The organism is Allocatenococcus thiocycli, from assembly GCF_921292965.1.
Lineage (GTDB): Bacteria > Pseudomonadota > Gammaproteobacteria > Enterobacterales > Vibrionaceae > Vibrio > Vibrio natriegens.
Map to the genome: position 1 here is coordinate 1 of NZ_CAKLCK010000023.1, position 23480 is coordinate 23480.

Sequence of the window (23480 nt, forward strand, 5' to 3'; positions counted from 1 at the left end):
ACCGCTCTGAGTCCCATATTCGCAACATCTTTACGACGTTCAGGAGCCATAACTCCGATGGAACCCAGCTGAATCGCTATCGAGCCAATATTTGCAAAGCCACACAAAGCGAAGGTAATGATAACTTGAGTATGCTCAGACAACGCCTCTTTGTGCTGTACAAAATCAATAAATGCAACGAACTCGTTCATCACAACTTTTTGGCCAATATACGAACCAGCCGCAAGAATTTCATGAGTTGGGACGCCAATTAACCAAGCCAAAGGCGAGAACATATAGCCAAAAATAGCTTGCAACGTCACGCCCGAGAAGCCAAACGCGCTACCTAAGTTTTCAAGGCCGGTATTCACCATAGCAATGACACTGACGAATGCAATCAGCATGGTGCCTACTGCAACCGCAACTTTCATACCGCCCATTGCGCCACTTGCTAGCGCATCAATGACATTGCTTTCGTCCGCTTTATCCAATTCTATATTGCTGTAATCGCTAGGCTGTTCGCGCTCAGGTACGATGATTTTAGCCATCATCAAACTGCCTGGTGCAGCCATGAAGCTCGCTGCGATCAGATACTTCAGCTCGACGCCTAATCCTGCGTAACCACCTAAGACGCTACCCGCGACAGATGCCATACCACCGGCCATAACCGCAAACAGCTCAGATCGTGTCATTCTGGATAAGAATGGACGAATCAAAAGCGGTGATTCACCTTGAGACAAAAAGATATTACCCGTTGCAACCAAAGACTCAGCTTTGCTAGTACCAAGAAACTTTTGGATAGCACCGCCAATAAACTGAATAACCTTTTGCATAATGCCCAAATAGTAAAGGGCGGAGATAAGCGCACTGAAGAAGATGATGATAGGCAGGACACGGATGGCGAAGATAAAGCCAGTAGAAGCTAAGTCACCAAACAGGAACTTAATGCCCTCGTCTGCAAAGCTCAACAGACCGGCAACACCGCTACTCAAACTCGCAAGTGCCGCCTGCCCCATCGGGAAGTAAAGCACTAACGCCGCAAAACCCATTTGTAACAGTAATGCACGGCGTACCGTTTTCCAGTTAATAGATGAACGACTCTCGGAAAGAAGAACAGCACAACCAATGAGTGCAGCGATACCAAATAAACTAAATAGGATACTCATGACTCGGCCTACACTACGTGAACGAAAAGAGAAGCACCAAAGAGCTTGGTGAAAGAATGACTCAACGTATTAAGTGATGGCACACTCAGCGAATGTGAATATAGACAGAGCGAATAGTTCGACATCTTATTTTTACCTTATACAAGCAATTAAAGGGAGCTGGTCCGGTCCGTGGGGTCATTCACTGCTGGCGAGTTGATTACTCTGCCTGCTCCATGTGACGGCTTGTATGGGTAAGGGCCTTGAACAACGAAACCCTAAATCCCGATTAAACGGGACGACAGTATAGTCAATAAAAAGAGATATTCATCACATTTATAAAAGCAAACGTTCAAGCGTTCATATTTCATGCAATCCAGACATTTTTCGTTAATGTCCATATCTAAATCAGGGCTATAAGTAAAATTCCTTTGGCTAAAAAAGCGGAAAACGGCCAATAAATGCGCAATCAAACTAGAATGGCCAAAAATGCTTAACTTTACACTCGCCAAGAGATGGAATTTGGTTATACAATTTGAATCGCTTCTTTCCGAAGCCTCTGTAACTACAGAGCATCATGATGCCGAGATGGTGAAATTGGTAGACACGCTAGCATGAGGTGCTAGTGCCTTTGGTGTGAGGGTTCGAGTCCCTCTCTCGGCACCATTATCCTTCTTCTTTTGATTTCGTTTGAGAGTAATGCAAAGTTCTAAGCAGGCAAGACCATCCGCAGATGCAAACCAACTTCTGAGCGAACTTGCTGTGCATGCTTTACTGCATCTACACTTTAAAATTCAAGCATCTTCTCGCCCTATCGCTTTAAAAGAACGTAATGATCTGCTGCAAAAATGGCTTAAACCAAAGCTGAAAAGCAATCGCTACAAGCTGATTAAAAAGCCATTAAAGTCGCTGACTCAGCAAGCTAAAGGGGAAAACGGCAATCTAGAAGTATTGCTGGAACGCTGTGTGGGAGCAGACAAGCCAAGTAACCCGCAGCCGCATTTAGATAGCTACCTGCTACTTATTAACGAAATCGAAAAGAAATTAGGCACTACTGTATTGCTCTCTCGTCCGGAGGATGTCGATCTGTCGCATGATCAACATGGCTGTCTGCTATGCGTCCTCTCTGAGAACTTAAATCAGCATTTCGACGACAATAACGCCCTGATCGCACCTATTTCGATGCTTTTCCGTGGCCCTATGAGTCAGCGTTCACTATTCCTTGGTAGTATTTACGCCAACAACACGTTTAATTACGCTGTTCAATATCAAGATGAGCAGTTCGTACGTATTGCTCTCGAGCTTGCGTAGCCCGAGAGCCTCTCACAAACATCTCATCAATAGCGCTCTTCGCCTATATCGACTTTCGCTTTTATCTTCGCATCGATTTTATCGCAAATGTATTCTCCGATAGGTATTGCTGACGTTGCGGCTGGTGACGGCGCATTACACACATGCAGGCTACGAGCAGTCTCTGCAAACAGGAAGTCATGCACTAATGTGCCATCGGATAACACAGCCTGAGCCCGAATACCTGCTGGGTGAGGTTTAAGATCTTCAACTTGGATAATGGGGCAGTATTTGTTGACCAGCTGTAAGTAGCCAGACTTCCACCAAGAGTTTTTCAACTCTTCTAAACCCGTTTTCAGATGTTTTCGCGTCACTTTCCAAAAGCCGGCAAAGCGCAGCATTCTCCATGTATCTCGAAAACTGAAGTTCAATTTAGCGTATCCTTCCCGCTTCCAGCCTTGAACCGCATTCGGTCCCACAGTAACAGAGCCATCTATCATGCGAGTCAGATGAACACCTAAGAACGGTAAGTCAGGATCGGGAATGGGGTAGATAAGATGATTCACAACATGATTGTGTTTGCTGTCCAGACGATAATATTCACCACGATACGGGATGATTTGAAAATCGGTCTTAATTTTCATCATTTTAGTCATGCGATCAGCCATCAGCCCGCTGCAAGTCATCAACATCTTGCAGTTCAGTTGCATCGACTGGCCGTCAGAAACACAAGTAAGCTGTACCTCTTGATCTTTTTCTTCAATCGCAACCACTTGAGTACGCAAGCTAACTTGCCCACCGAGCTTTTGGAAAGCTTTCGCCATGTGTTTCGTCACTAATCGATAGTCAACAATACTTGTGTCTTTGACATAAATCGCGCCTAACCCAGTGATGTTTGGCTCCGCCAGCTTTAACTGCGCTTGATCAAGTAGCTCAACTTCTATGCCATTGATGTGGCAACGTTCATAGAGCGCATTCATTCGCTCAACTTCCTGCTCACTGGTCGCCACTAAAAGCTTGCCACAGTTCTCAACCGGAATGCCGTGCTCGGTACAGAATGCGATGGTAGCCTCAACGCCTCGTTTACAAAATTCGGCTTTCAGGCTGCCCGGAGCATAGTAAACACCAGCGTGAATCACGCCACTATTATGTCCGGTCTGATGCATTGCGAAACCAGACTCTTTCTCCACCAGCAAAATGGAACGATCAGGATGACGCTGCTGTAATTGCCAAGCGGTAGACACGCCAACGATACCACCGCCGACGACAATGTAGTCATAAACTGATTTCATACGACCTCAAATAAAAACCCAGAGTTAAGACTGCTGCAACTTAAATTACCGCCACTGTAAACAAAATTGACAGAGAATACCGCGTAGCCTGCCACACGAAACAACATTGGTTTATCCGACATAAGAAATTATCACGGCTCTCCAGGGTCACTATGAAAAATACACCCCAAACTACACTTTCATTAAAATTGTGCTGAAAAAATGTCTTCATCGTAAAGCACAGATTCGGGCAATGGTAATCTGCTTACCTTTTGAACAATTTGTTGTAGCGAAAAAATCCAAATGAAGAGCAGAAAGCCATAACCTAAAATGCCAAGCCAAAACCTAGCAGTTATATATTCCAGTTTAATTCTAAAAAACCAGTTTATAATCCCAACCTAAAAACAAACCTTAACCGTATCCACTTATTTTCCTCTGCAGGGTTGTGCCAAGGTCGTAATGTTCGTTAGTGTAGCGATAAGCCAAGGCAAACGTGTCCCTTGGCATTTTTCACTATATAAGGATCTCTCATGTCAGCGACCATGCAATCAACATTTGCATTAAAACGCCCTTCAGGTGTTGCTGCTGCGATCCTCCTGCTCTCTCTGAAACTGATTCAGGGCTGACAGGCAATACCACACTTTCTGTCAGCTTGATAAGAAGCTGACGGGTCACTACACACTCCCCATTCCTTTCAGTTTCTTTCAAGCGAAACACAAGAGGAATAACAATGTTAAGCGCACGCAATATCGCTGCTTTAGGCTTTATGACTTTCGCCATGTATTTAGGCGCGGGTAATCTTATCTTCCCTCCATTCTTGGGGTATCAGGCTGGCGAAAACTTTCTCAGCGGTATGGCAGGCTTTCTTTTGACCGGAGTGGGATTACCTGCAATGGCATTGGTGATCGTCGCGATTGTTAATGGCTCAGATAAATTAACCGCTGCTTTACCCAAACCATTAGCCACCAGCTTTTGGGTAATGGTCTTCATCGTCATTGGCCCGGCATTCGTAATTCCACGCGCTATTACCGTGGCTTATCAATTTAGCTTTGCGCCGATGCTTGGTGATGCAGCATTAATCCCCTTCACCGCCGTGTTCTGCGTAGTTACCATTTTGTTTGCCCTATATCCCGGTAAGTTGATAGACAATCTCGGAAAAGTTCTGACACCCTCTTTAATGGCAATCTTAATTGTCTTGTCAGTGACGGCTCTGGTCTATCCTGCGGGTGAGTCCACTCACGCAACGGGACCATACGTAGGAGGTGCTTTTGCAGAAGGCCTGACTCAGGGATACATGACGATGGATGCACTGGGATCAATTGGCTTTGGTTGGATCATCTTCCGCGCAATTAGAAGCATGGGAATAAACTGCCGAAAAGCAACGGCAAAATACACTTTAATCGCCGCTCTTATGTATGCCGTTGCCATGGCGTTTGTGTATATTTCTTTGGCTTACATTGGCTCGACGAGCACTTACCTGGGCAATGAATTCAGTAACGGTGGTGAGATTCTAACAGCGTTTACTTTCAGTCATTTTGGCGCTTTTGGCTCGCTTTTATTAGGTGCAGTCATGGTATTAGCCTGTTTGACAACGGCTATTGGTGTCACCACGGCGGGAAGTGAGTTCTATGACAAGACCTTTAATAAAGTAAGCTACAAAGGCAGTGTCATCACAACAATGGTATTGGCAGGATTGATTGCCAATGTTGGACTAGAACAACTTCTGGCAATTACCTTACCTGTAGTGGTTGCCCTGCATCCAGTCGCGATTGCCTTAATGATGATGGCTCCACTGCGTAATAAAATGTCCCAACTAATGGTGGTGTTCACAGCGTTCACCGCACTACTATTTGGTTGTGTCGATGCAATGCATATTCTGGGTAATATGCCTGAATCCATTGATCAATGGATGAGCGCTCACCTGCCTCTCTACAATGATTTTGCCAGTTGGATTGTACCGAGCGTCGTCATTGCTGGGCTCGGCCTGTTGTTTAAGCCAAACGAAAACAAAGGGGAGACTCTGGCGTTGGTCAAAGAATAGCGGTTACACATAAGACAACTATATAATTAAGTTAATATATTAGGGGCTTATTTGTTAAACTCAGGTAAAGGAGTTACCTGAGTGATAACTCATTACGGAGCGCCTATGGACAATCACTATTTAGATGTAAGAACACTTAACTTTATTGTTATTTTGTTTTCTTGCATCTGTTCTATTAGCCTCCTATGTTACCAATACACACAGAATAAAATAAAAGGATTGAGCACTTTTTCTGTCTCTTTGTTGTTTATTGGTCTCGGACCATTTTTGCTTGGACTCAGAGATTCCGCTCCCGACTGGGTCACCATTATCGTGGCCAATACTCTTATTTTAATAGGCTTCTTACTCACGCTTTATAGTGTGAGCATTTTCCGTTCTTTTCCACTTAAACTCGCCCACATTATGGCGTGTTTTATCCCCTTGATTAGCGCCTCATTTTATTACTTCACTTTTTACGAACCTTCGGTCAAAAGTCGCGTTATCTACCTGAGTGTTTATCTGTGTTTGGTGACATTATGCAGTGGCATTGCGATGCTCAAAGGTAAAGAAAATGATCTAAACCTTCCTGTAAAAACCATGGCCTATTCTTTCTTTTGTTATAGCGCTTTTATGGGAGCAAGAGCCCTTTGGAGTATATTCGCACCAGAGATGGCTAGCTTTATGAATGCAGGCGTTATCCATCAACTTACTTTCTTATTTAGTATCTGTCTGATCGTTGCTTTAAGTTTTAACATTTTGTGGTTAATTAATGCTCGCCTTGTTGCATCGATTAATGACTTATCTCTACGCGATGCGTTAACCGGTCTTTATAATCGCAGAGCATTGGAAGATATCGTTCCGTGCCTGCTCAAAGACGCGAGTAAACATAACCTTCCTGTTAGTGTCGTGATGGCCGATATTGATCGATTTAAAGCAATTAACGACCAATTTGGACATACTGCTGGCGATCAGGTGATGGAAAAGATAGCCAACGTACTTAAAAAACAACTGCCTGAATCCGCATGTGTCGTTCGTGTGGGCGGTGATGAGTTCTTGATGATTATTTTAGACAAATTGGATCAAGCAAAAAATTTTTCAGAGCAGATTAGAACGGCGATAGAAAATGAATCATCCCTTCAGTCATTTGAGTTCAAAATTACGATGAGTTTTGGGGTCAGTGAACTCGTACAAAGCAGTACGATGGACAGGGCACTGACTCAAGCTGATGTCGCGCTATACCACTCTAAGCATTCTGGCCGTAATCAAGTTACGCTTTTTGGTCAATATCATGACCTCCCAGAGGCTCCTATGCACACGCTCACCAGCACACTTTCTCTTTCTAAGTAGATTTCTGCATTGATTACAAAACAAAAAGCCCTGCACAAGCAGGGCTTTTTAAAACCGTTTACTGGCGGCAGTTATACTGCGATTTCACCACCGTCTTCACGGCGAATCACAACTGTCGATGCACGAGGACGAACCGTTGTACCAGCAGGTGTTTCTTCTGCAGCATCATCACTGTATGGCCAGTTACCCGGGTGCTGGATATTTACAAACAATGATTTGTAATCCGGGCTAATGGTAAAGCCAGTCACTTCACAACCGTTTGGACCAACAAAGAAACGTTTCAGTTCGGCTTGGTTATCCGCACCAATCGTCGCTTGGTCGCCATTTTCATCAGTCAGTTTCGATGGTACGACTGCCAACATTTGGTCGTTGGTGTAAGAGGTCACTTCGTCTGCACCGTTATCCGTTTGAATCCAAAGGATGCCACGGCCATCGAAAGACAAACCATCCGGGCTTGCGAACTGGTTTAACTCCGTTAGGCTTGAGCGGTTAGTGTCAGCATCAACATTTGCTGGTGAACCAAACACAAAGATATCCCAGCTAAACTCGGTAGCAGAATCGCCTTCATCCCAGCGAATCACGTGACCAAATTTATTGTTTAAGCGTGGGTTTGCCGCATTGGTATCTTCTGTACGACGAGTATTGTTAGTCAGTGTCAGATAAACCGTGCCAGTGAATGGGTCAACTGTACACCACTCAGGACGGTCCATCGGCGTTGCACCCACTAAGTCAGCAGCGCCTGCAGTGTTGAGAATGATTTCTGCTAAAGAGTCAAAATTATCCGCCAGTGTGCCACCAGAGGTTGTGATGCTATCTAGCGTCAATGGCAACCACGTACCTGTACTGTCTTCATTGAATCGCGCAACATAAAGCGTGCCTTCGTCCATGTACTTATCACCTGTTGACAGGCGATTCGCTGGGTTTGCATCAGCAGGGTCCCAGGCAGCAGCTGATTCAAATTTGTACAGGTATTCAAAGCGAGAGTCGTGACCTGAGTAGAATACAACCGGCTTACCTTCTTCCAGCTTACCGAATGCACAGCCTTCGTGACGGAAACGACCTAGTGCAGTACGTTTTTTCGCACGAGAGTTTTGCGTGTATGGGTCAATTTCAACAATATAGCCATGGCCATTAGCTTCGTTGCGGTAATCGTCACTTGAGCTTGCGCCTGTCGGTGCTAAGTTAAAACGAGTGAACTCATCCAATCGCTCCTCAGCGTTACCAGCTAGAGTTTCCCATAAGTAGCGAGTGCTTCCTGACTCGATGCCAATACGATCTTGCTCTTCTGTACGAGTACCCGCGTTAACGAAATAGCCAGGCCAGTTCTCTTCACAAGTTAGGTAAGTTCCCCAAGGTGTGTAGCCGTTACCACAGTTATTCAGCGTACCGCGAGCTTGGCTGCCGTCTGGAGAAAAGCGTGTTACCGTCAATTCAGTGTGCGCAACTGGACCAGATAGATCCATCACTGTCGCACCCGTGTAACGGCGGTTAAGTGGATCAGCATCAACCAGTTTCCACATGTTGTCTTCAAGTTGGATACGAACCACAGATACGCCGTGAGCATTGATTTCTTTACGAACTTCGTCAACGATGGTGCGAACATTGTTCTCAACCGTTGGACCATTCGGATGCAGCGCTGTTGTATCAATGTATTCATGGTTGATACATAGCAAGCCATCAGTCGTGCTGTCATTCAATGGGAAGAAATGCATACCGTCGTGATGCATGCCTAATGCGTTAAGCTGGTCAGAACTGGTGTTTGAACCGTCATTTTTCCATGCGTTACCCTGAGCATTTAGAGGTGTCCCCCACGGAACCAATACCTGTGCGGTGTAACCTGATGGAATAGAAACTGCGTCCGTTAACGAACCAGGAATCGATTCAAAGTTGAGTACTGCTTTTGATACTCCAGACGCAGCACTTGTCGAAGTACCTGAGCTAGATGAATTACACCCAGCCAAGCCAAAAGCACCAAACGCAGTCATCGCACTGATGCCCAAGCCGCCTTTCAAAATGCTACGACGAGATAGACTCGCTTCTAATACTTCTTCAAAAGGTTTGTTGTTGCTGTGGTTAAAGCGCGTTGCGTTGAACGTTTCCTTACTCATGATCTCACTTTCCCGATATTTGATTTAATTTTAAATTAGATTTTATAAGTAGTTGAACGAGGGGAAGTTTGGAGAAACATTGTGACAATAATAATTAAGATAAATGAAGGTTATGTTGCTGAATTATTTCTTCACCAAATCGACTCTAGCGCGGTTAAACACTCTATCAATACGGAAGAATACGAGACATCGCTTGCACAAAGAACAACCAAACATGTCGTATTAATAGAATTTTACTTGGGATATGGTTCTATAGAAGGTATAACGTGTGCGTAATAAGATCATCTACGAGAGATAGTTATGAAATTAGAAAAAATCGATAACAAAAGCCGTCGTATCCGTAAAAAACTGTTCTTAGGCGAATTCGCAATCCTAGGGTTCGAAATCAGCTGTGAAACAGACATCAATGACTTCGACCGCTACGATGTATTCGTTGATGACTTTGTTGACTACATTGACGGTTTGGGTCTGTGCTTTGGCGGTGGTGGTCTGGAACTGTTTGAAGGCTTCCTGTGCTCAACTGAGCGCTACGGCAATGCAACTGAAGAGCAAAAAGCACAAGTTCTGGCTTGGATGGAAGCACGCCCTGAAGTAAAAACTGCAAAAGCTGGCGAATTGGTAGATGCCAACTACTTGTAATTCCAGACAGGGAAACTGAGCTAGGAAATTATACAAAGGCTGATCTTCGGATCGGCTTTTTTATTTTTTGTCTGAAGGAAAGTAACGCTAGGAGGGTATTTTAGAGCTGGCAATTACTGGGAATATTGTATTCCACTGCCAGCCCATTGACGTCAAAAGTAGTTAACTATGATTTTTTAGCTGTCTCATCTTTCGTATCTTTCCAATACTGAATACGAACACGATGTAACTGAGCTCTTCTCATCTTTTTCATAGTAATCTCCCTTATTTATATAAGTAACGCTCACGTTGAGCTTATTGTCTAAGGTTTGCAATTCCATTAAATCTATATAGGAATCAACCAATTAACCGTGACCAAATTCACAACATAATGACAATAATGGTCTTTTTACTATCGATAATATTTGAGCGAACCAAATATTATCTTCCTTACACGGTCAACCTACTCACCTGATATGACAGAAAAATGGCAATCAAGTTCCTTCTTTTTACTGTCACCAAATCTTAATAAGAATTTCCGAGGTGGAATATAATCAATTACCACACTCTTAACGCAAAAGTCTAGCACTCAGAGATAAAAACCTGCGATACAACAAAGTCTTCCATCGAACTCACTTATTACTTCTCTTAGAACAATGAAAACTTTGCTCAGCAGAGAATATTGATCTCCCAGGATAAATAGACCGGTTTGTGATCGAGAGCAAATCGAGCAGCTCATCCAAAATCCTCATACTTACGACATTAGCCCAACAACTTGTGCGAGATCTCTTACACAGCGTGTAAGCAAATGGATTAAAGCACACTAAGATTAAAGCCAGAAAATAACATTAAATGATTGTTTATAAATAAAAATAATTTAATTCATGCAATCGATTTCAAAAATAATTGCAAATAGAGGATTGAGTCAAAACCACAAACCATGAATACTGAATGTGTCGACAGGATGTTGGCAGGAACAGGAAAAAGCCTAAAGGATTAGGTATCTTCAGGATGAAGATTTGATAGCTTAGGATGAGTTGTCAGCAAGGATGTAGTTAAGCTCTAGGATAGAGTTCGCCCGTCAGGATGACAGGCTAGAATGGACACCGCTAGGAAGGCGATGAACAGGGAACTCGGTTAAAGGACTTAGCCATTATCAAGGATAGATGCAGGGAGCACCTATTTAGTAGCCGGATTGCTGCGAAAAAGAATAAGCCCCGTCTGGGAAACCAGGCGGGGTTTTATCATTTTTACCACCCATCATCGTTGCTCTTTGCTAGAGATTACCCATCGTAATTCGCTCCGGTTCGATAAAAAATATTTGTCGTCACGACGAGTTTTTTTCGTTTTCATCTGCCAGCGAAAAAATCTAATGTGCACACCCTCAACGACGTGGTTGTCCAACCACCATTCTAACTCGTTGAAGTATGTAGGTTATGTCATATCAATATCATCAGCCTGCTGCACTCTATACTCTATACTTATATTTTTAACCTGGTACTGACTTACAAAGGAACAGCCATGCGTATTGCTATTCTCTCTCGTAATGAGAATTTATATTCAACCATGCGCCTAAAGCAAGCAGGCGAAGAGCGTGGACATCAAATTGATGTTATCGACACTCTGCACTGCTACATGGACATTACGAGTAACAACCCTAAGATTCGTTATATGGGTGAAGAATTGCCACAATACGACGCGGTTATTCCACGTATCGGCGCTTCAATCACTTTCTACGGCACAGCTGTGGTTCGCCAATTCGAAATGATGGGTACATTTTGTGTCAATGAATCGGTAGCGATCAGCCGTTCACGTGACAAGCTACGTTCTTTGCAGCTTTTATCTCGCAAAGGCATCGGCTTACCACGTACTGGTTTTGCTCACCACCCTGACAACATTCAGGACGTGATCAAAAACGTTGGCGGTGCTCCTCTGGTCATTAAACTACTTGAAGGTACTCAAGGTATTGGTGTTGTTCTTGCTGAAACCAATAAAGCAGCAGAAAGTGTGATTGAAGCCTTTATGGGCTTAAAAGCGAACATCATGGTTCAAGAGTTCATCGAAGAAGCTAAAGGCGCTGACATTCGCTGTTTCGTTGTGGGCAACAAGGTGATTGCAGCAATGAAGCGTCAGGCAAAAGAAGGTGAGTTCCGCTCGAACCTTCACCGCGGAGGTTCTGCTCAACTTGTCAGATTGAGTAAAGAAGAACGTGCAACGGCGGTTAATGCAGCAAGAGTAATGGGCTTAAACCTATGTGGCGTAGACATCCTGCAATCGAAAAATGGTCCTGTAGTGATGGAAGTGAACTCCTCGCCAGGTCTTGAAGGCATCGAGTTAGCAACAAATAAAGACATTGCAGGGATGATTTTCGACTTTATCGAAAAAAACGCAAAACCAAATTCAAACCGTACTCGCGGTAAAGGTTGATCACTATCCAAACAGTATAAAGAGGTGACTTCGCCTCTTTATGCGACCCGTCGCTAGGATGACACTATGAATCAGAAAATTGTCATTGGGAATGCCGAAGCAATCTGCTTACCAGAGTTAGGAATTCCCCATCTTGAAGCTCGTATTGATACTGGGGCGCAAACTTCTTCTCTTCACGTCGATAATATCGAGTGCTTTGAGAAAAACGGCCGTTCGTACGTAGAGTTCGATCTTCACCCGGATGTTTATCACTTAGAACAGGTCGTTCGTTGTACAGCGCCATTAAAAGCGAACCGTAAAGTGAAATCCTCAAACGGGACGTTCGAGCACCGCTGTGTGATCACCACAATGCTACGCATGAACGATCAACAGTGGCCAATAGACATTACGTTGACTAACCGCGAAAACATGACGTACATGATGCTGCTAGGCCGTCAGGCAATGGCAGATAAAGTGTTAGTTGATCCAAGCCAGTCACACTTGTTAGCGCCATAACGCTATCGTATAGATGAGTGACCCTTTTACAAAATGTCACTTATCTCTTGTTTCTCCAAAGCAACACACTCAACAACCCTTTCGCTTTTATTTTCGTCGCCCGCCAATGGGTATGCGGCTTGGTCGGCGCTGTATCCAGAATATGCCGATAGGCTTTTTCATCCAAGACCACTTCCCCTCCATGCGCAAGCAACAAACAGCTTGGTTGCAATTCAAAAACCCGTTTAACGGAAAGACGATATTGATTGGGGTGAAAAATAGGAAATGGTGCAATCAAGTGCTTTTTCACTTTTACTATCAGATCCGCTACGTACAACACGCTCTGTTCTGAATGATAGACCGATAAATCTCTGTCGGTATGCCCCAGCGTTTCCAATACCTGCCAATCTTCAAAACCAGGAATAGTTTCACCGTCCACCAGCTCAATATCTGGATTCAGTTTCCTTGAATACCACAGGTTACGCTTGGGTTTGCGCATTCGATTTGCCATCCACCTAGCCAACGCCAAATCCGTCAAATGCATCAACCAGCCATCAATACCGCTATACCACTGAACGTCACGTTTGGCCGCCAACACTTTGCAGCCTGTCAGAGCTCTAAGTTTATGCGCAGCGCCCGCATGATCCGGGTGCATGTGGGTTACGACCACCAGCTTGAGATCGGTAAATGGTCGCTTAAGTTGATACTCAATAAAATCTTTAAGATGAGGGATATCAGCTCGGCTTGCACCATCAAGCAACATGAGTTTATCGGCGTACTCGGCCAGGTACATGGTCTGTATGTACCCCTGAATTCTATGTAGCTGCAAAATCTATCCTTATACTGTTTTAAGACCGCATCCTTGCTGGTCAGACCAACTATAACAGTAGAAACATTAAATTGTTAAATATATGTTGCCCAAGTTAATTTGACACCAGTAACAACACTCTGAATCCCCCCTAAAGAAGTAAACCTGGGTATAAATATTTACACCAATCTTCGACAACAAAGCCTAATCGATAAGATAGATTTTAATCATTAGACTCTAAACAAATTTTGTCCGTTAATGCGCGCACACGGAGTTCGTGTCAGGGTATGAGGTGATACCAATCGTAGCAAATAACTGGTCATTCTAGCTGGTTAAAATGTTCGATAACTGCGTTACAATTTTTGTCTGTAGAGTAACTACTTATCAAAAAATTGTGCCTTGTTATCATGCATTTTTCCTGCGCTATTTCTGATCACTTACTCATTGTGATTGGTATTAATGCCTCATGAATTGCTTTTTGGTACTTTTCCTTCTAATAAATTAAAGGGTTAAGTACATTTTTGTGAGAATTGAGTTGGAAAAAGCAACGAAATTAGACCGCATTCGCGCGGACTACAACGTTCACTACTGGAGCCAAGGCTTCTACGGTATCGATAACCAAGGCGAGGTATACGTCTCTCCTCGAAGTGACCGTGCACATCAAATCCCTTTCAGTGCCATTGTAAAAGAGCTAGAAGCGAAGCAGCTGAACTTGCCTGTTCTCGTTCGCTTCCCACAGATCGTGCATCAACGTGTGCATGGTCTTTGTGATGCTTTCAACCAAGCGATTGAAGATTATCAGTATCCGAATAAATACTTGTTGGTATACCCAATTAAGGTAAACCAGCAACGTGAAGTGGTTGATGAAATACTCGCCAGCCAAGCAGAGCTCGAGACAAAACAACTCGGCCTCGAAGCTGGCAGTAAACCGGAACTATTAGCCGTACTGGCCCTGGCTCAACAAGCTAGCTCCGTGATTGTCTGTAATGGCTATAAAGATCGTGAATACGTGCGCCTTGCGCTGATTGGCGAAAAGCTCGGACATAAAGTGTTTATCGTCTTAGAGAAGCTATCAGAGCTTGATCTGGTACTTCAAGAAGCAGAAAGCTTGGGCGTACAGCCTCGCTTGGGTCTGCGTATTCGCCTTGCTTCTCAGGGAGCCGGTAAGTGGCAATCAAGTGGTGGCGAAAAGTCCAAGTTTGGTCTGTCTGCGTCACAGGTGCTGAGTGTGATTAACCGCCTGAAAAGCAGCGGTAACCTCGATGCTTTGCAATTGGTGCATTTCCATCTCGGGTCACAAATGGCGAACATTCGTGATGTACGCAACGGTGTGAATGAGTCTGCACGTTTTTACTGCGAGCTGCGTGCAATGGGTGCCGGCATCGATTACTTCGATGTGGGTGGCGGCTTAGCTGTGGATTACGACGGAACACGTAGCCAATCATCCAACTCGATGAACTATGGTCTTGCTGAATACGCACGAAATATCGTCAACACGGTTGGCGATGTATGTCAGCAATATGAGCAGCCGATGCCGGTGATTATTTCTGAGTCCGGTCGCTCTTTGACGGCGCATCATGCCGTGTTGGTATCCAATGTAATTGGCACAGAAGCTTACCAACCTGAAGACGTGTTTGCTCCAGCCGATGATGCCCCTTTGTTGCTGCAAAACATGTGGCGTAATTGGGAAAACTTGCAAAACGGCACTGACGCTCGGGCACTGATTGAGATTTACAACGACACGCAAAGTGACTTGGCAGAAGCACATTCTAATTTTGCAACTGGCGTGATTAACCTAGAGCAACGCGCCTGGGCAGAACAGCTGTCGCTACGCATTTACTTCGAATTGAGTCGTAAGATGAGCACGAAGAACCGCTTCCACCGTCCAATTCTGGATGAGTTGAGCGAACGTCTCGCAGACAAGTTCTTTGTTAACTTCTCGCTCTTTCAGTCTCTACCAGACGCATGGGGTATCGATCAGGTATTCCCTGTATTGCCGCTTTCTGGCTTAGGCGACGCCGAAGAACGTCGAGCGGTTATGTTGGACATCACTTGTGACTCTGATGGTGCGATTGATCTTTATGTTGATGGTCAAGGTATAGAAAGTACGTTACCAGTTCCAGCGTGGACCAAAGATAAGCCATACCTGCTGGGCTTCTTCCTAGTTGGCGCATACCAGGAAATTCTGGGTGATATGCACAACTTATTTGGCGACACCCACAGTGTGGTTGTTAATGTAGAAGAGAACGGTGAGTTTGAAATTAGCTACATCAACGAAGGTGATAGCGTTGAAGACATGATGCGTTATGTTCATATCGACGTTGAAGCGATTCGAGATAATTACAAACAACTGGTTTCAGAACGAGTTGAAGCCGGTGAACAAACACAAATCCTTGCTGAACTGGAACAAGGTTTGGTGGGATACACCTATTTAGAGGATTTCTGATATGAATGATTTGTTTACTAAAACTGATTATTCGCTTTACTCCAACTCAATGTCGTTTCTGCGTCTTCCGTACATTAAAAATCCGGTGACTGCAGAGGCAGACGTTGTGGTACTCGGCGTTCCTCTCGACATGGCAACATCTGGTCGTTCAGGGGCTCGCATGGGTCCGGATGCTATCCGTCGCGCTTCGGTGAATTTAGCCTGGGAAGGTAAAAAATTCCCTTGGGATTTCAACGTATTTGATAAGTTAACCGTCATTGATTCCGGAGACTTGGTCTTCGATTGCGGTGACGCAGAAGACTTCACTTACCGTTTGGAAGCGGCGACAAGCGAGATCTTAAAAAGCGAGAAAACAATGCTTGCACTGGGGGGGGATCATTTCATCACCCTTCCGATTCTGCGTGCTTATGCGAAACATTATGGCGAAATGGCGCTAGTTCATTTCGATGCTCATACAGACACATACGCGAACGGCAGCTCATACGACCACGGTACGATGTTCTACCATGCACCGAAAGAAGGGCTAATTTCTGCGAAGAACTCAGTACAAATTGGTATTCGTACTGAATACAAACAGCAAGATCACGGCTTCAACGTTATTAATGCGATGCAAGCCAATGACATGTCTGTGAATGAGATTCTAGACGAGATTCGTCGTACCGTTGCTGATAAGCCAGTATACGTTACCTTTGATATAGACTGCTTAGATCCAGCATTTGCTCCGGGAACGGGAACGCCGGTTTGCGGCGGTTTAAATACTGACAAGGTGCTTAAAATCATTCGTGGTTTGGCTGGCATGAATATCGTAGGCATGGACGTGGTAGAAGTATCACCACCTTATGACCAAAGTGATGTCACCGCATTAGCAGGCGCGACCATTGCTCTAGAACTGCTGTACGCTTACGCATCAGGTCGAGAACAAGCATAAATTTTTCAAAGGGAGCATTCGCTCCCTTTTTTGTGTTTTCGCACAGCAAACTTTCGGATTATTTTTTCTAATCCAAATCATAGATTTTAATCTTGCTTGACGACAAAAGTTTAGATTGCCAAGCACAGATTCAAGCACTAATATCTCGCACGAATCATCCCCTAATATAACAAATTACATTAGCACTCTTTATGGAGAGCTAAGGCTTCTTACACCTTAAATTTATTGGAGATACACGTAAATGCCGGCTTCGTTTCCATTAGTGAAACGGTTCTTCTCCGCTTAGGTGAGCTTGATATTTGGGTAAAAAGTTGAGTGGGTATCAGGAACCGATGTTTGTCTGATCTTCAACTTAAAATAATCTGTATCTCTTACTCCTCTGGCTCTTCGTCTGAGTAACCCTATAGATACATTGCCAGCCTCAACCCGAGCGTTGGTCAGCTTGTATTTTGCGTAGTTACAGATACCTACTTTTCTTTCTAATATTGAGTCTGCAAAGCTGCTTAGTGACATTATCCGAGTTGACTTTGCTAGACGGCACCAAGCTTCAAGAGCGGCTGTCATGGTCTCGTAACAAGGCTCATCCCATATCGCTTGTAGCTGCTCTTTTAGCATATAAATCACGCACAACGTCTTGTTACTCTCAAGTAAATCGTCGAGTCTGTCAGACTGCTTGTCATCCAATTTCTGTGCATTTTTCAGTAGGAGGAAGAGTGTGCCTTTAAGCATCCTTTTCTCATCGTGCGAGCCAATCCTAAAAGCTTTCGCTCTCTCTTTTCTGATTAAAATGCAGTAGTTTTGCATCACATGGAATCGGTCAAAAACGATGTCTGCATGAGGTAACATTTTTCTTACCGCTGATTGGTAAGCTTGCCCCATATCCATTGATACCGCTTTAATTCCAGCCTTTGTTTCCTCTGATAGTTGCTCGAAAAATGAGATAAGGACTTCTGCTTTTCGTCCATGTTCTACCCAAATTAAATGACCAGAAACAAGGTCGTAAACGACGGTCATATAATCGTGTCGTTTAGCTCTAGCTACTTCATCAACGCCAATGTGGAGTAAGTTCTTTAGTTTCTCGGGTTCTAAAGCTGGCAGGCTTGAACGCAAGTATTCTCTATCGATGTTTTTGACTGTTTCCCACCGAATACCTAAATGCTGAGACACGGCATGTATGCTCATGTGGCGGCATAATCCACTGATAAACTTGCAAAAGCGAGCGGTATAGCGACCTCCTTTAGAGACATAGTCAGTATCTTCAATTAGCCGTCTTCCGTCTTTATCTCTGGTTTTAGCCAGTTCAACTTCTATCGTGCATGGCCGTCCGCTAACAGGCAGATCCTGAAGTCGTCTTTTGACATAGTGGTCTACGGTGCAGGTTGCACCTGTGATTGGATCTTTGACCTTATATCTTCGGTCTCGACGGCAACGAACGAAAACTGATTGGGACACTTCTTCTATTGAACAAGATTCGACACACTGACCTTTAAAGCAAAACAACGAGGAATACAAAGACGACAAAATACACTACAAACTTATAATAAAAATAAGCATTATAAATCATGTGATTATGATAGGTTCATTGATGTTGTTTGACTCATGAAAGCGGAGAAGAGCCGTGAAACTTACGTTTTTAATCGCAATATTGACTGCCGTAGGTCAGATGACCCAAACGATGTACGTGCCTTCAATCGGTCATATGGCGAGTGAATTTTTGGTTTCTGCGTCTTCACTTCAAGCCGTTATGGCCTGTTACTTGATCCCATATGGTTTGTCACAGTTTGTGTATGGTCCGTTGTCCGATCGTCTTGGACGTAAACCAATTATTATTGCTGGCTTGCTCATTTACATCGTGGGGACGTTAGTCGCGCTATTTACCCACCAGTTTGAATGGTTCCTAGTCGGTAGCTTTATCCAGGGCTTGGGAATTGGCTGTGGTGGCGCGATGGCACGTATCTTAACTCGTGACTGTTTTGAAGGTGCAGAATTACACCGCGTGAACAGCTTGATCAGCATGTGTATCCTCTTCTCACCTTTAATGGCGCCATTATTGGGTGGCTATTTAACAGAAGCGTTCAGCTGGCGTTCTAGCTACCTATTTCTGGCGCTATTTGGTATTGCTGTGGTCATTACCATGATGACAAGCATGATGGAGACACTCCCTGCCGAAAAGCGCAAACATGAGCCAGTAGCTAAGAGTTATCAATACGTTTTATCCGATAAACGCTTTCAAGGTTTTTTGATCTGCCTGGTAGCAACCTTCGCGGGTGTGGGCGTCATTGAAGCAGCAGCAGGTGTGCTACTAGGCGGCGTGTTAGGATTACCAGCAACAACCGTCAGCTTGCTGTTTATTATTCCGATTCCGGGATATCTGATCGGTTCAGGCTTATCGAGCTACATCGCTCAGCGCCGTTCAATGCGCCGAGCCCTGAATGTTGGTCTGGTTGCCATTTTTATCGGTTCAGCCGTCGTGTTGATCCCAGGCCTGTTTGGCTTAACGACCGCGTTAACCTTGATTGGCGGCGCTACTATTTACTTTTTGGGTGCAGGCATACTCTTTCCGGCAGCAACAACTGGGGCGATTTCTCCATTCCCATACCATGCAGGTACTGCGGGTGCGACGTTGGGCGGTATGCAAAACTTGGGCGCGGGTATCGCAACCTTACTTGCGTCACTATTCCCCGCTCAGAACCAAATGCCTCTGGGTATTTTGATGATGGCGATGTCAGTTATCGCAATGCTCGGGCTACGCTGGGTTAACCGCACGCCGGATCATTCCAACCAAGTACCACAGGTTATATAACCAAACTCAATATGCATTTTCTTAGGGACATACTATGTAGTATGTCCCTTTTTTGTACTCACATTCCAAAAGACTGTTTGCTTTGTATAACAACTGCTTACACAATGAAGTTTCATATCGATCACTGGAAGATCAAAAACATCGGTAACAAACCTGAAAGCACGCTCAAGCCATATACAATTAGATTCCATTAAAAACGATGACTTGGGTATAAAATACAAGGATAAACAGATGCGTTTTACTCTTACGACGTTGGCCGTATCAGTCGCAATTTTGGCCGGATGCAGTAATCAAGGAACTTCAACTATGAACCATTATTCTCAGTCACAGCTCATTGCCCAGCAAACACAAGCGCCTGTCGCAAAGAAAGTGCCGCATACCATGACGATTCATGGCGACACCCGTATCGATAACTACTACTGGATGCGAGACGACGAGCGCAAAGATTCGGAGGTATTGCAGCATCTTGAAGCAGAGAATAAATATACCGAAACTGTTTTAAAGCATACCGAAACGCTTCAGCAAACACTGTTTGAAGAAATCAAAGGCAGAATAGCCAAAGACGACAACTCCGTTCCGGTTCGTAAGGGCAGTTACTTTTATTCCAGTGAAGTTTCTGGAGACAACGAATACGAAGTTCATCTGCGCGCCAAAGACTTTTCCGGCACCGATAAATCGGTGATTTTAGATGTCAACGAACTGGCCAAAGGTCATGAATTCTTTAATGTTAGCGGATTACATGTCAGCCCTGATGAAACGCTTTTGGCCTATGGCGAAGACACGTTAAGTCGCCGTATTTACACCATCAAAATCAAGAATCTGGAGACGGGTAAATACCTTGAAGACGAAATCGAAGGCGCTTCTAGTGCCATTGCCTGGCAAAACGATAACCAAGCGTTCTATTACATAAAAAAGGACCCACAAACACTGTTAGGCTACCAAGTCTTTCGCCATGTACTGGGAACCCCGCAAAGTACAGACAAGCTGATTTACGAAGAAACAGATAGTGAGTACTACACCTACATTAGCAAGAGCAAAGATGGAGAAGAGGTCTACATTTGGCACTCCAGTACAGAAACCAGTGGTGTTTCGGTCCTTGATGCCAACAACCCAAATGCGCAAGCGGAGCCATTTTTTCCTCGCGAAACTGGTATCGAATACAGCATCGCAAAACTTGGCGACTGGTACTACATCTACACTAACTATGAGGCAATTAACTTCCGTTTGATGAAAGTGCACAAAGACAACATGCACGACCGTTCTCATTGGCAAGATGTTATTCCGGCAGACGATGATACTCAGCTGGTCGATTTTGAGTTGTTCGATGATCATCTGGTTTATGAGCAACGCGCAAATGGCTTATCAACGGTCACTGTGCGTGAACTATCCAGCGGTAACGAATTCCCCCTCCAATTTCACGATAGCGCATTTGCGGCGTACCTAACTGGAAACTACGAGTTAGATAACAATAAAGTACGCATTTACTACAGTAGCTTAACCACGCCGGGTACTTACTATGATTTCGATCTGAAAACGGGTGAATCTGAGGTCATGAAACAAACCCCAGTCCTGGGTGACTTTAACGCAGATAATTACCAGTCTGAACGAATCATGATCAAAGCTCGTGATGGAAAGTCAGTGCCTGTTTCGCTGGTTTATCGCAAAGATCGCTTTAACAAAGACGGTACCAATCCTATTTATCAATACGGTTACGGTTCTTATGGCGCGACAATAGAGCCAACCTTCAGCTCAACACGTTTAAGTTTGCTGGATCGTGGTTTCGTGTTCGCCATTGCCCATATTCGCGGCTCTGAAATGCTCGGCCGCCCTTGGTATGAAGATGGTAAAAAGCTGACAAAGCAAAACACCTTTAACGATTTTGTCGATGTAACGAAAGGCTTAGTCGAGAAGAACTATGGTGCAAAAGATAAAGTGTTCGCGGTGGGAGGTTCGGCAGGAGGCCTGTTAATGGGCGCTGTTATTAACCAAGCGCCTGAGTTATACCGCGGCATTGGTGCGCATGTACCTTTTGTCGATGTTGTGACGACGATGTTGGATGAATCGATTCCATTAACCACGAATGAATACGATGAGTGGGGTAACCCGAACAACAAAACCTATTACGACTACATGTTGAGTTATTCGCCTTATGACAATATTAAAGCGCAGGATTACCCAAACATGCTCGTCACCACGGGTTTGCATGACTCTCAGGTTCAGTACTTTGAGCCAATGAAGTGGATAGCTAAGTTGCGCGAAATGAAGACTGATAACAACGTGCTGGTGTTTAAGACCGATATGGAGGCAGGACATGGTGGCGCTTCCGGTCGATTTAAGCGCCTAAAAGAAGATGCACTGGAATATGCTTTCTTCCTAGACCTGCTAGAAACAAAGTAACAGAAAAACAATGCCCGCACTTGCGGGCATTGTTACGATCAACGTCAACACAATAATCGGCCGAAACAAAAAATGCCTACTCCCTTAAGCTTATTTACAAAACAAGAAGTAGGCGTTAACACAATAACTGTGCTTAGGCAGTAGATACTGTCCTATTGATTAGAAGTAGTAACGAGCACCGATAGTCCAGAAGTCGTTCTCATCTTCATCAATGTCGTTACCTAGATCAATTTGGTAACCTGCGAATGTGTAGAATGAAGGAGTAACAGCGTACTCTGCTTGGAGCGCCATTTGGCTGTAAAGAGTGTCTAGATCATCGTCTTCCACGCCTTCGTAGTTCACGCTGAAAGTCCAATCGTTAACACCGTACGCTAAAAGTGCTTCTAGCTGAGTAGTGTCTTCTAGACCTTCAAAGAAGTATTCGTTCATACCGTATACAACTGCCGCATAAAGGCCTGAACCGTAAGAGCCGTAGTAAGCTGACAAAATATGTGAACTTGCGTTTTCTTTACCAGTTTGACCACCAAATTCAACATCACCACCGCTGTATGCGTAGCCAAGACCGAAGCCTGCTAACTCAGTGCTGATAGAAACTTGGCCACGGTCATCGTAATCACCGTTTTGACCTTGCCAACCTAGACCTAGATTGAACGCAAAGCCTTCACCGAATTGGAAACCTTTACGGTAGCTAACCATTTTTTCACCACGAGCAGAACCAAGCTCGTAGTAGTTTGAATATAGGAAGTCGTTCGCAAACGCGATTGGCAAATCAGCAACGCCACCTACATCGTAGTATGGAGTCCACTGCGTACCTACAACCAGACGACCAAGTTGCTCATGCGTTGCGCCAATGTAGCCAAGACGAGTTGAAAAAGACTGATCGCCACCGTTTAGGTAGTTAAGTGCCCACTCACCTTTAGCATCAACAGTCACACCATTGCCGATGTCTTTTTTGCCAGCCACGTTGATACGAGGAGATACTTGGTGAACTTTAACGTCTTCGTCGTTGTACTCACCCACGCCCACAGATACGTGACCGCCGATCGATAAAGATGTGCCATCGCTGTTGTAAATTTCTGCTGCGAATGCCTGTGTACCACATGCTAGTGCCGCCACTGCTACGGCTAGAGCTTTCATTTTCATTGTTAACATCCATATAGTTGTTTGTGCCGATTCGTTCAAAAACAGAATAACCCTGCATCATTTGCAACGAACAGATAACAAGGTAGTAATGAAATTTAAATAAAACAAACAACTTATTATGCAACCAATTCACTCATTGATTAATATATGAACAATGTCACATAAAAATAGTGAACTTTTCACGTTTATGCATAAAATTTGTGCTTTTTGCGTGCTACTTCTCTCAATGTACCGATATCTATTAATTTTAATTCTATCAATAGAAAAATATTGGCT

17 protein-coding genes and 1 tRNA gene are annotated in these 23480 nt (G+C 44.3%); 11 read left to right on the plus strand and 7 right to left on the minus strand.

Annotation, left to right across the window (positions count from 1 at the left end; translation table 11 throughout):
• The coding region (locus L9Q40_RS07825) for a NupC/NupG family nucleoside CNT transporter (protein ID WP_498792980.1) at nucleotides 1-1145 on the minus strand (1145 nt) is incomplete at its 3' end.
• A 561-nt stretch (nucleotides 1146-1706) separates the two neighbouring features.
• Between L9Q40_RS07825 and L9Q40_RS07830 the strand changes: the two genes are divergently transcribed.
• Both L9Q40_RS07830 and L9Q40_RS07835 read left to right on the plus strand, forming a co-directional pair.
• A tRNA-Leu gene (locus tag L9Q40_RS07830) sits at nucleotides 1707-1790 on the plus strand.
• A 33-nt stretch (nucleotides 1791-1823) separates the two neighbouring features.
• A complete protein-coding gene (locus L9Q40_RS07835; protein ID WP_065297932.1) occupies nucleotides 1824-2435 on the plus strand; it encodes a DUF2913 family protein in 612 nt (203 codons plus the stop codon).
• Between the two features lie 26 nt (nucleotides 2436-2461).
• On the opposite strand, the gene lhgO is transcribed toward L9Q40_RS07835, so the two are convergent.
• Both lhgO and L9Q40_RS07845 read right to left on the minus strand, forming a co-directional pair.
• A complete protein-coding gene (gene lhgO / locus L9Q40_RS07840; protein ID WP_329354621.1) occupies nucleotides 2462-3706 on the minus strand; it encodes an L-2-hydroxyglutarate dehydrogenase in 1245 nt (414 codons plus the stop codon).
• A gap of 507 nt (nucleotides 3707-4213) precedes the next feature.
• On the minus strand, nucleotides 4214-4360 hold the full coding sequence (locus L9Q40_RS07845) for a hypothetical protein (protein WP_155521828.1): 147 nt from the start codon (nucleotides 4358-4360) through the stop codon (nucleotides 4214-4216).
• Between the two features lie 55 nt (nucleotides 4361-4415).
• On the opposite strand from L9Q40_RS07845, the gene brnQ reads away from it, so the two are divergent.
• Both brnQ and L9Q40_RS07855 read left to right on the plus strand, forming a co-directional pair.
• On the plus strand, nucleotides 4416-5726 hold the full coding sequence (gene brnQ, locus L9Q40_RS07850; protein WP_498792981.1) for a branched-chain amino acid transport system II carrier protein: 1311 nt from the start codon (nucleotides 4416-4418) through the stop codon (nucleotides 5724-5726).
• A gap of 105 nt (nucleotides 5727-5831) precedes the next feature.
• Nucleotides 5832-7052 carry a GGDEF domain-containing protein gene (locus L9Q40_RS07855; protein WP_498792982.1) on the plus strand — a complete coding sequence of 407 codons (1221 nt, stop codon included), beginning with the start codon at nucleotides 5832-5834 and terminating at the stop codon, nucleotides 7050-7052.
• Between the two features lie 71 nt (nucleotides 7053-7123).
• Here L9Q40_RS07855 and L9Q40_RS07860 read toward each other — a convergent pair whose 3' ends face one another.
• Nucleotides 7124-9160: a PhoX family protein gene (locus tag L9Q40_RS07860; RefSeq protein ID WP_014233540.1), complete on the minus strand. Its 2037-nt coding sequence runs from the start codon at nucleotides 9158-9160 to the stop codon at nucleotides 7124-7126.
• A gap of 300 nt (nucleotides 9161-9460) precedes the next feature.
• On the opposite strand from L9Q40_RS07860, the gene L9Q40_RS07865 reads away from it, so the two are divergent.
• From L9Q40_RS07865 to L9Q40_RS07875, 3 genes are all read left to right on the plus strand, one after another.
• Complete coding sequence (locus L9Q40_RS07865) at nucleotides 9461-9799, plus strand: 50S ribosome-binding protein YggL (RefSeq protein WP_498792983.1); 339 nt, start codon at nucleotides 9461-9463, stop codon at nucleotides 9797-9799.
• A gap of 1500 nt (nucleotides 9800-11299) precedes the next feature.
• Entirely contained in the window at nucleotides 11300-12205 is a 906-nt protein-coding gene (gene rimK / locus L9Q40_RS07870; protein ID WP_014233536.1) for a 30S ribosomal protein S6--L-glutamate ligase, read from the plus strand.
• Between the two features lie 66 nt (nucleotides 12206-12271).
• Nucleotides 12272-12700 (plus strand): ATP-dependent zinc protease family protein, encoded by a 429-nt coding sequence (locus tag L9Q40_RS07875; protein ID WP_014233535.1) that lies wholly within the window; start codon nucleotides 12272-12274, stop codon nucleotides 12698-12700.
• A gap of 40 nt (nucleotides 12701-12740) precedes the next feature.
• On the opposite strand, the gene L9Q40_RS07880 is transcribed toward L9Q40_RS07875, so the two are convergent.
• Nucleotides 12741-13472 (minus strand): MBL fold metallo-hydrolase, encoded by a 732-nt coding sequence (locus L9Q40_RS07880; RefSeq protein WP_498793036.1) that lies wholly within the window; start codon nucleotides 13470-13472, stop codon nucleotides 12741-12743.
• Between the two features lie 550 nt (nucleotides 13473-14022).
• Between L9Q40_RS07880 and speA the strand changes: the two genes are divergently transcribed.
• Nucleotides 14023-15933 carry an arginine decarboxylase gene (speA, locus tag L9Q40_RS07885; protein WP_498793037.1) on the plus strand — a complete coding sequence of 637 codons (1911 nt, stop codon included), beginning with the start codon at nucleotides 14023-14025 and terminating at the stop codon, nucleotides 15931-15933.
• Nucleotide 15934: 1 nt separating this feature from the next.
• A complete protein-coding gene (gene speB, locus L9Q40_RS07890; RefSeq protein ID WP_014233532.1) occupies nucleotides 15935-16861 on the plus strand; it encodes an agmatinase in 927 nt (308 codons plus the stop codon).
• A gap of 282 nt (nucleotides 16862-17143) precedes the next feature.
• Here the strand turns inward: speB and L9Q40_RS07895 are convergent, their stop codons facing one another.
• The gene (locus L9Q40_RS07895) at nucleotides 17144-18382 is read right to left on the minus strand and encodes an ISL3 family transposase (RefSeq protein ID WP_498791601.1); all 1239 of its coding nucleotides are present in this window, start codon (nucleotides 18380-18382) and stop codon (nucleotides 17144-17146) included.
• 97 nt (nucleotides 18383-18479) lie between these two features.
• Between L9Q40_RS07895 and emrD the strand changes: the two genes are divergently transcribed.
• Together emrD and L9Q40_RS07905 are read left to right on the plus strand one after the other, a co-directional pair.
• Complete coding sequence (gene emrD, locus L9Q40_RS07900; protein WP_498792984.1) at nucleotides 18480-19664, plus strand: multidrug efflux MFS transporter EmrD; 1185 nt, start codon at nucleotides 18480-18482, stop codon at nucleotides 19662-19664.
• A gap of 231 nt (nucleotides 19665-19895) precedes the next feature.
• Nucleotides 19896-22061: a S9 family peptidase gene (locus tag L9Q40_RS07905; protein ID WP_498792985.1), complete on the plus strand. Its 2166-nt coding sequence runs from the start codon at nucleotides 19896-19898 to the stop codon at nucleotides 22059-22061.
• 159 nt (nucleotides 22062-22220) lie between these two features.
• Here L9Q40_RS07905 and L9Q40_RS07910 read toward each other — a convergent pair whose 3' ends face one another.
• Entirely contained in the window at nucleotides 22221-23204 is a 984-nt protein-coding gene (locus tag L9Q40_RS07910) for a porin (protein WP_498792986.1), read from the minus strand.
• Between the last annotated feature and the right edge of the window lie 276 nt (nucleotides 23205-23480).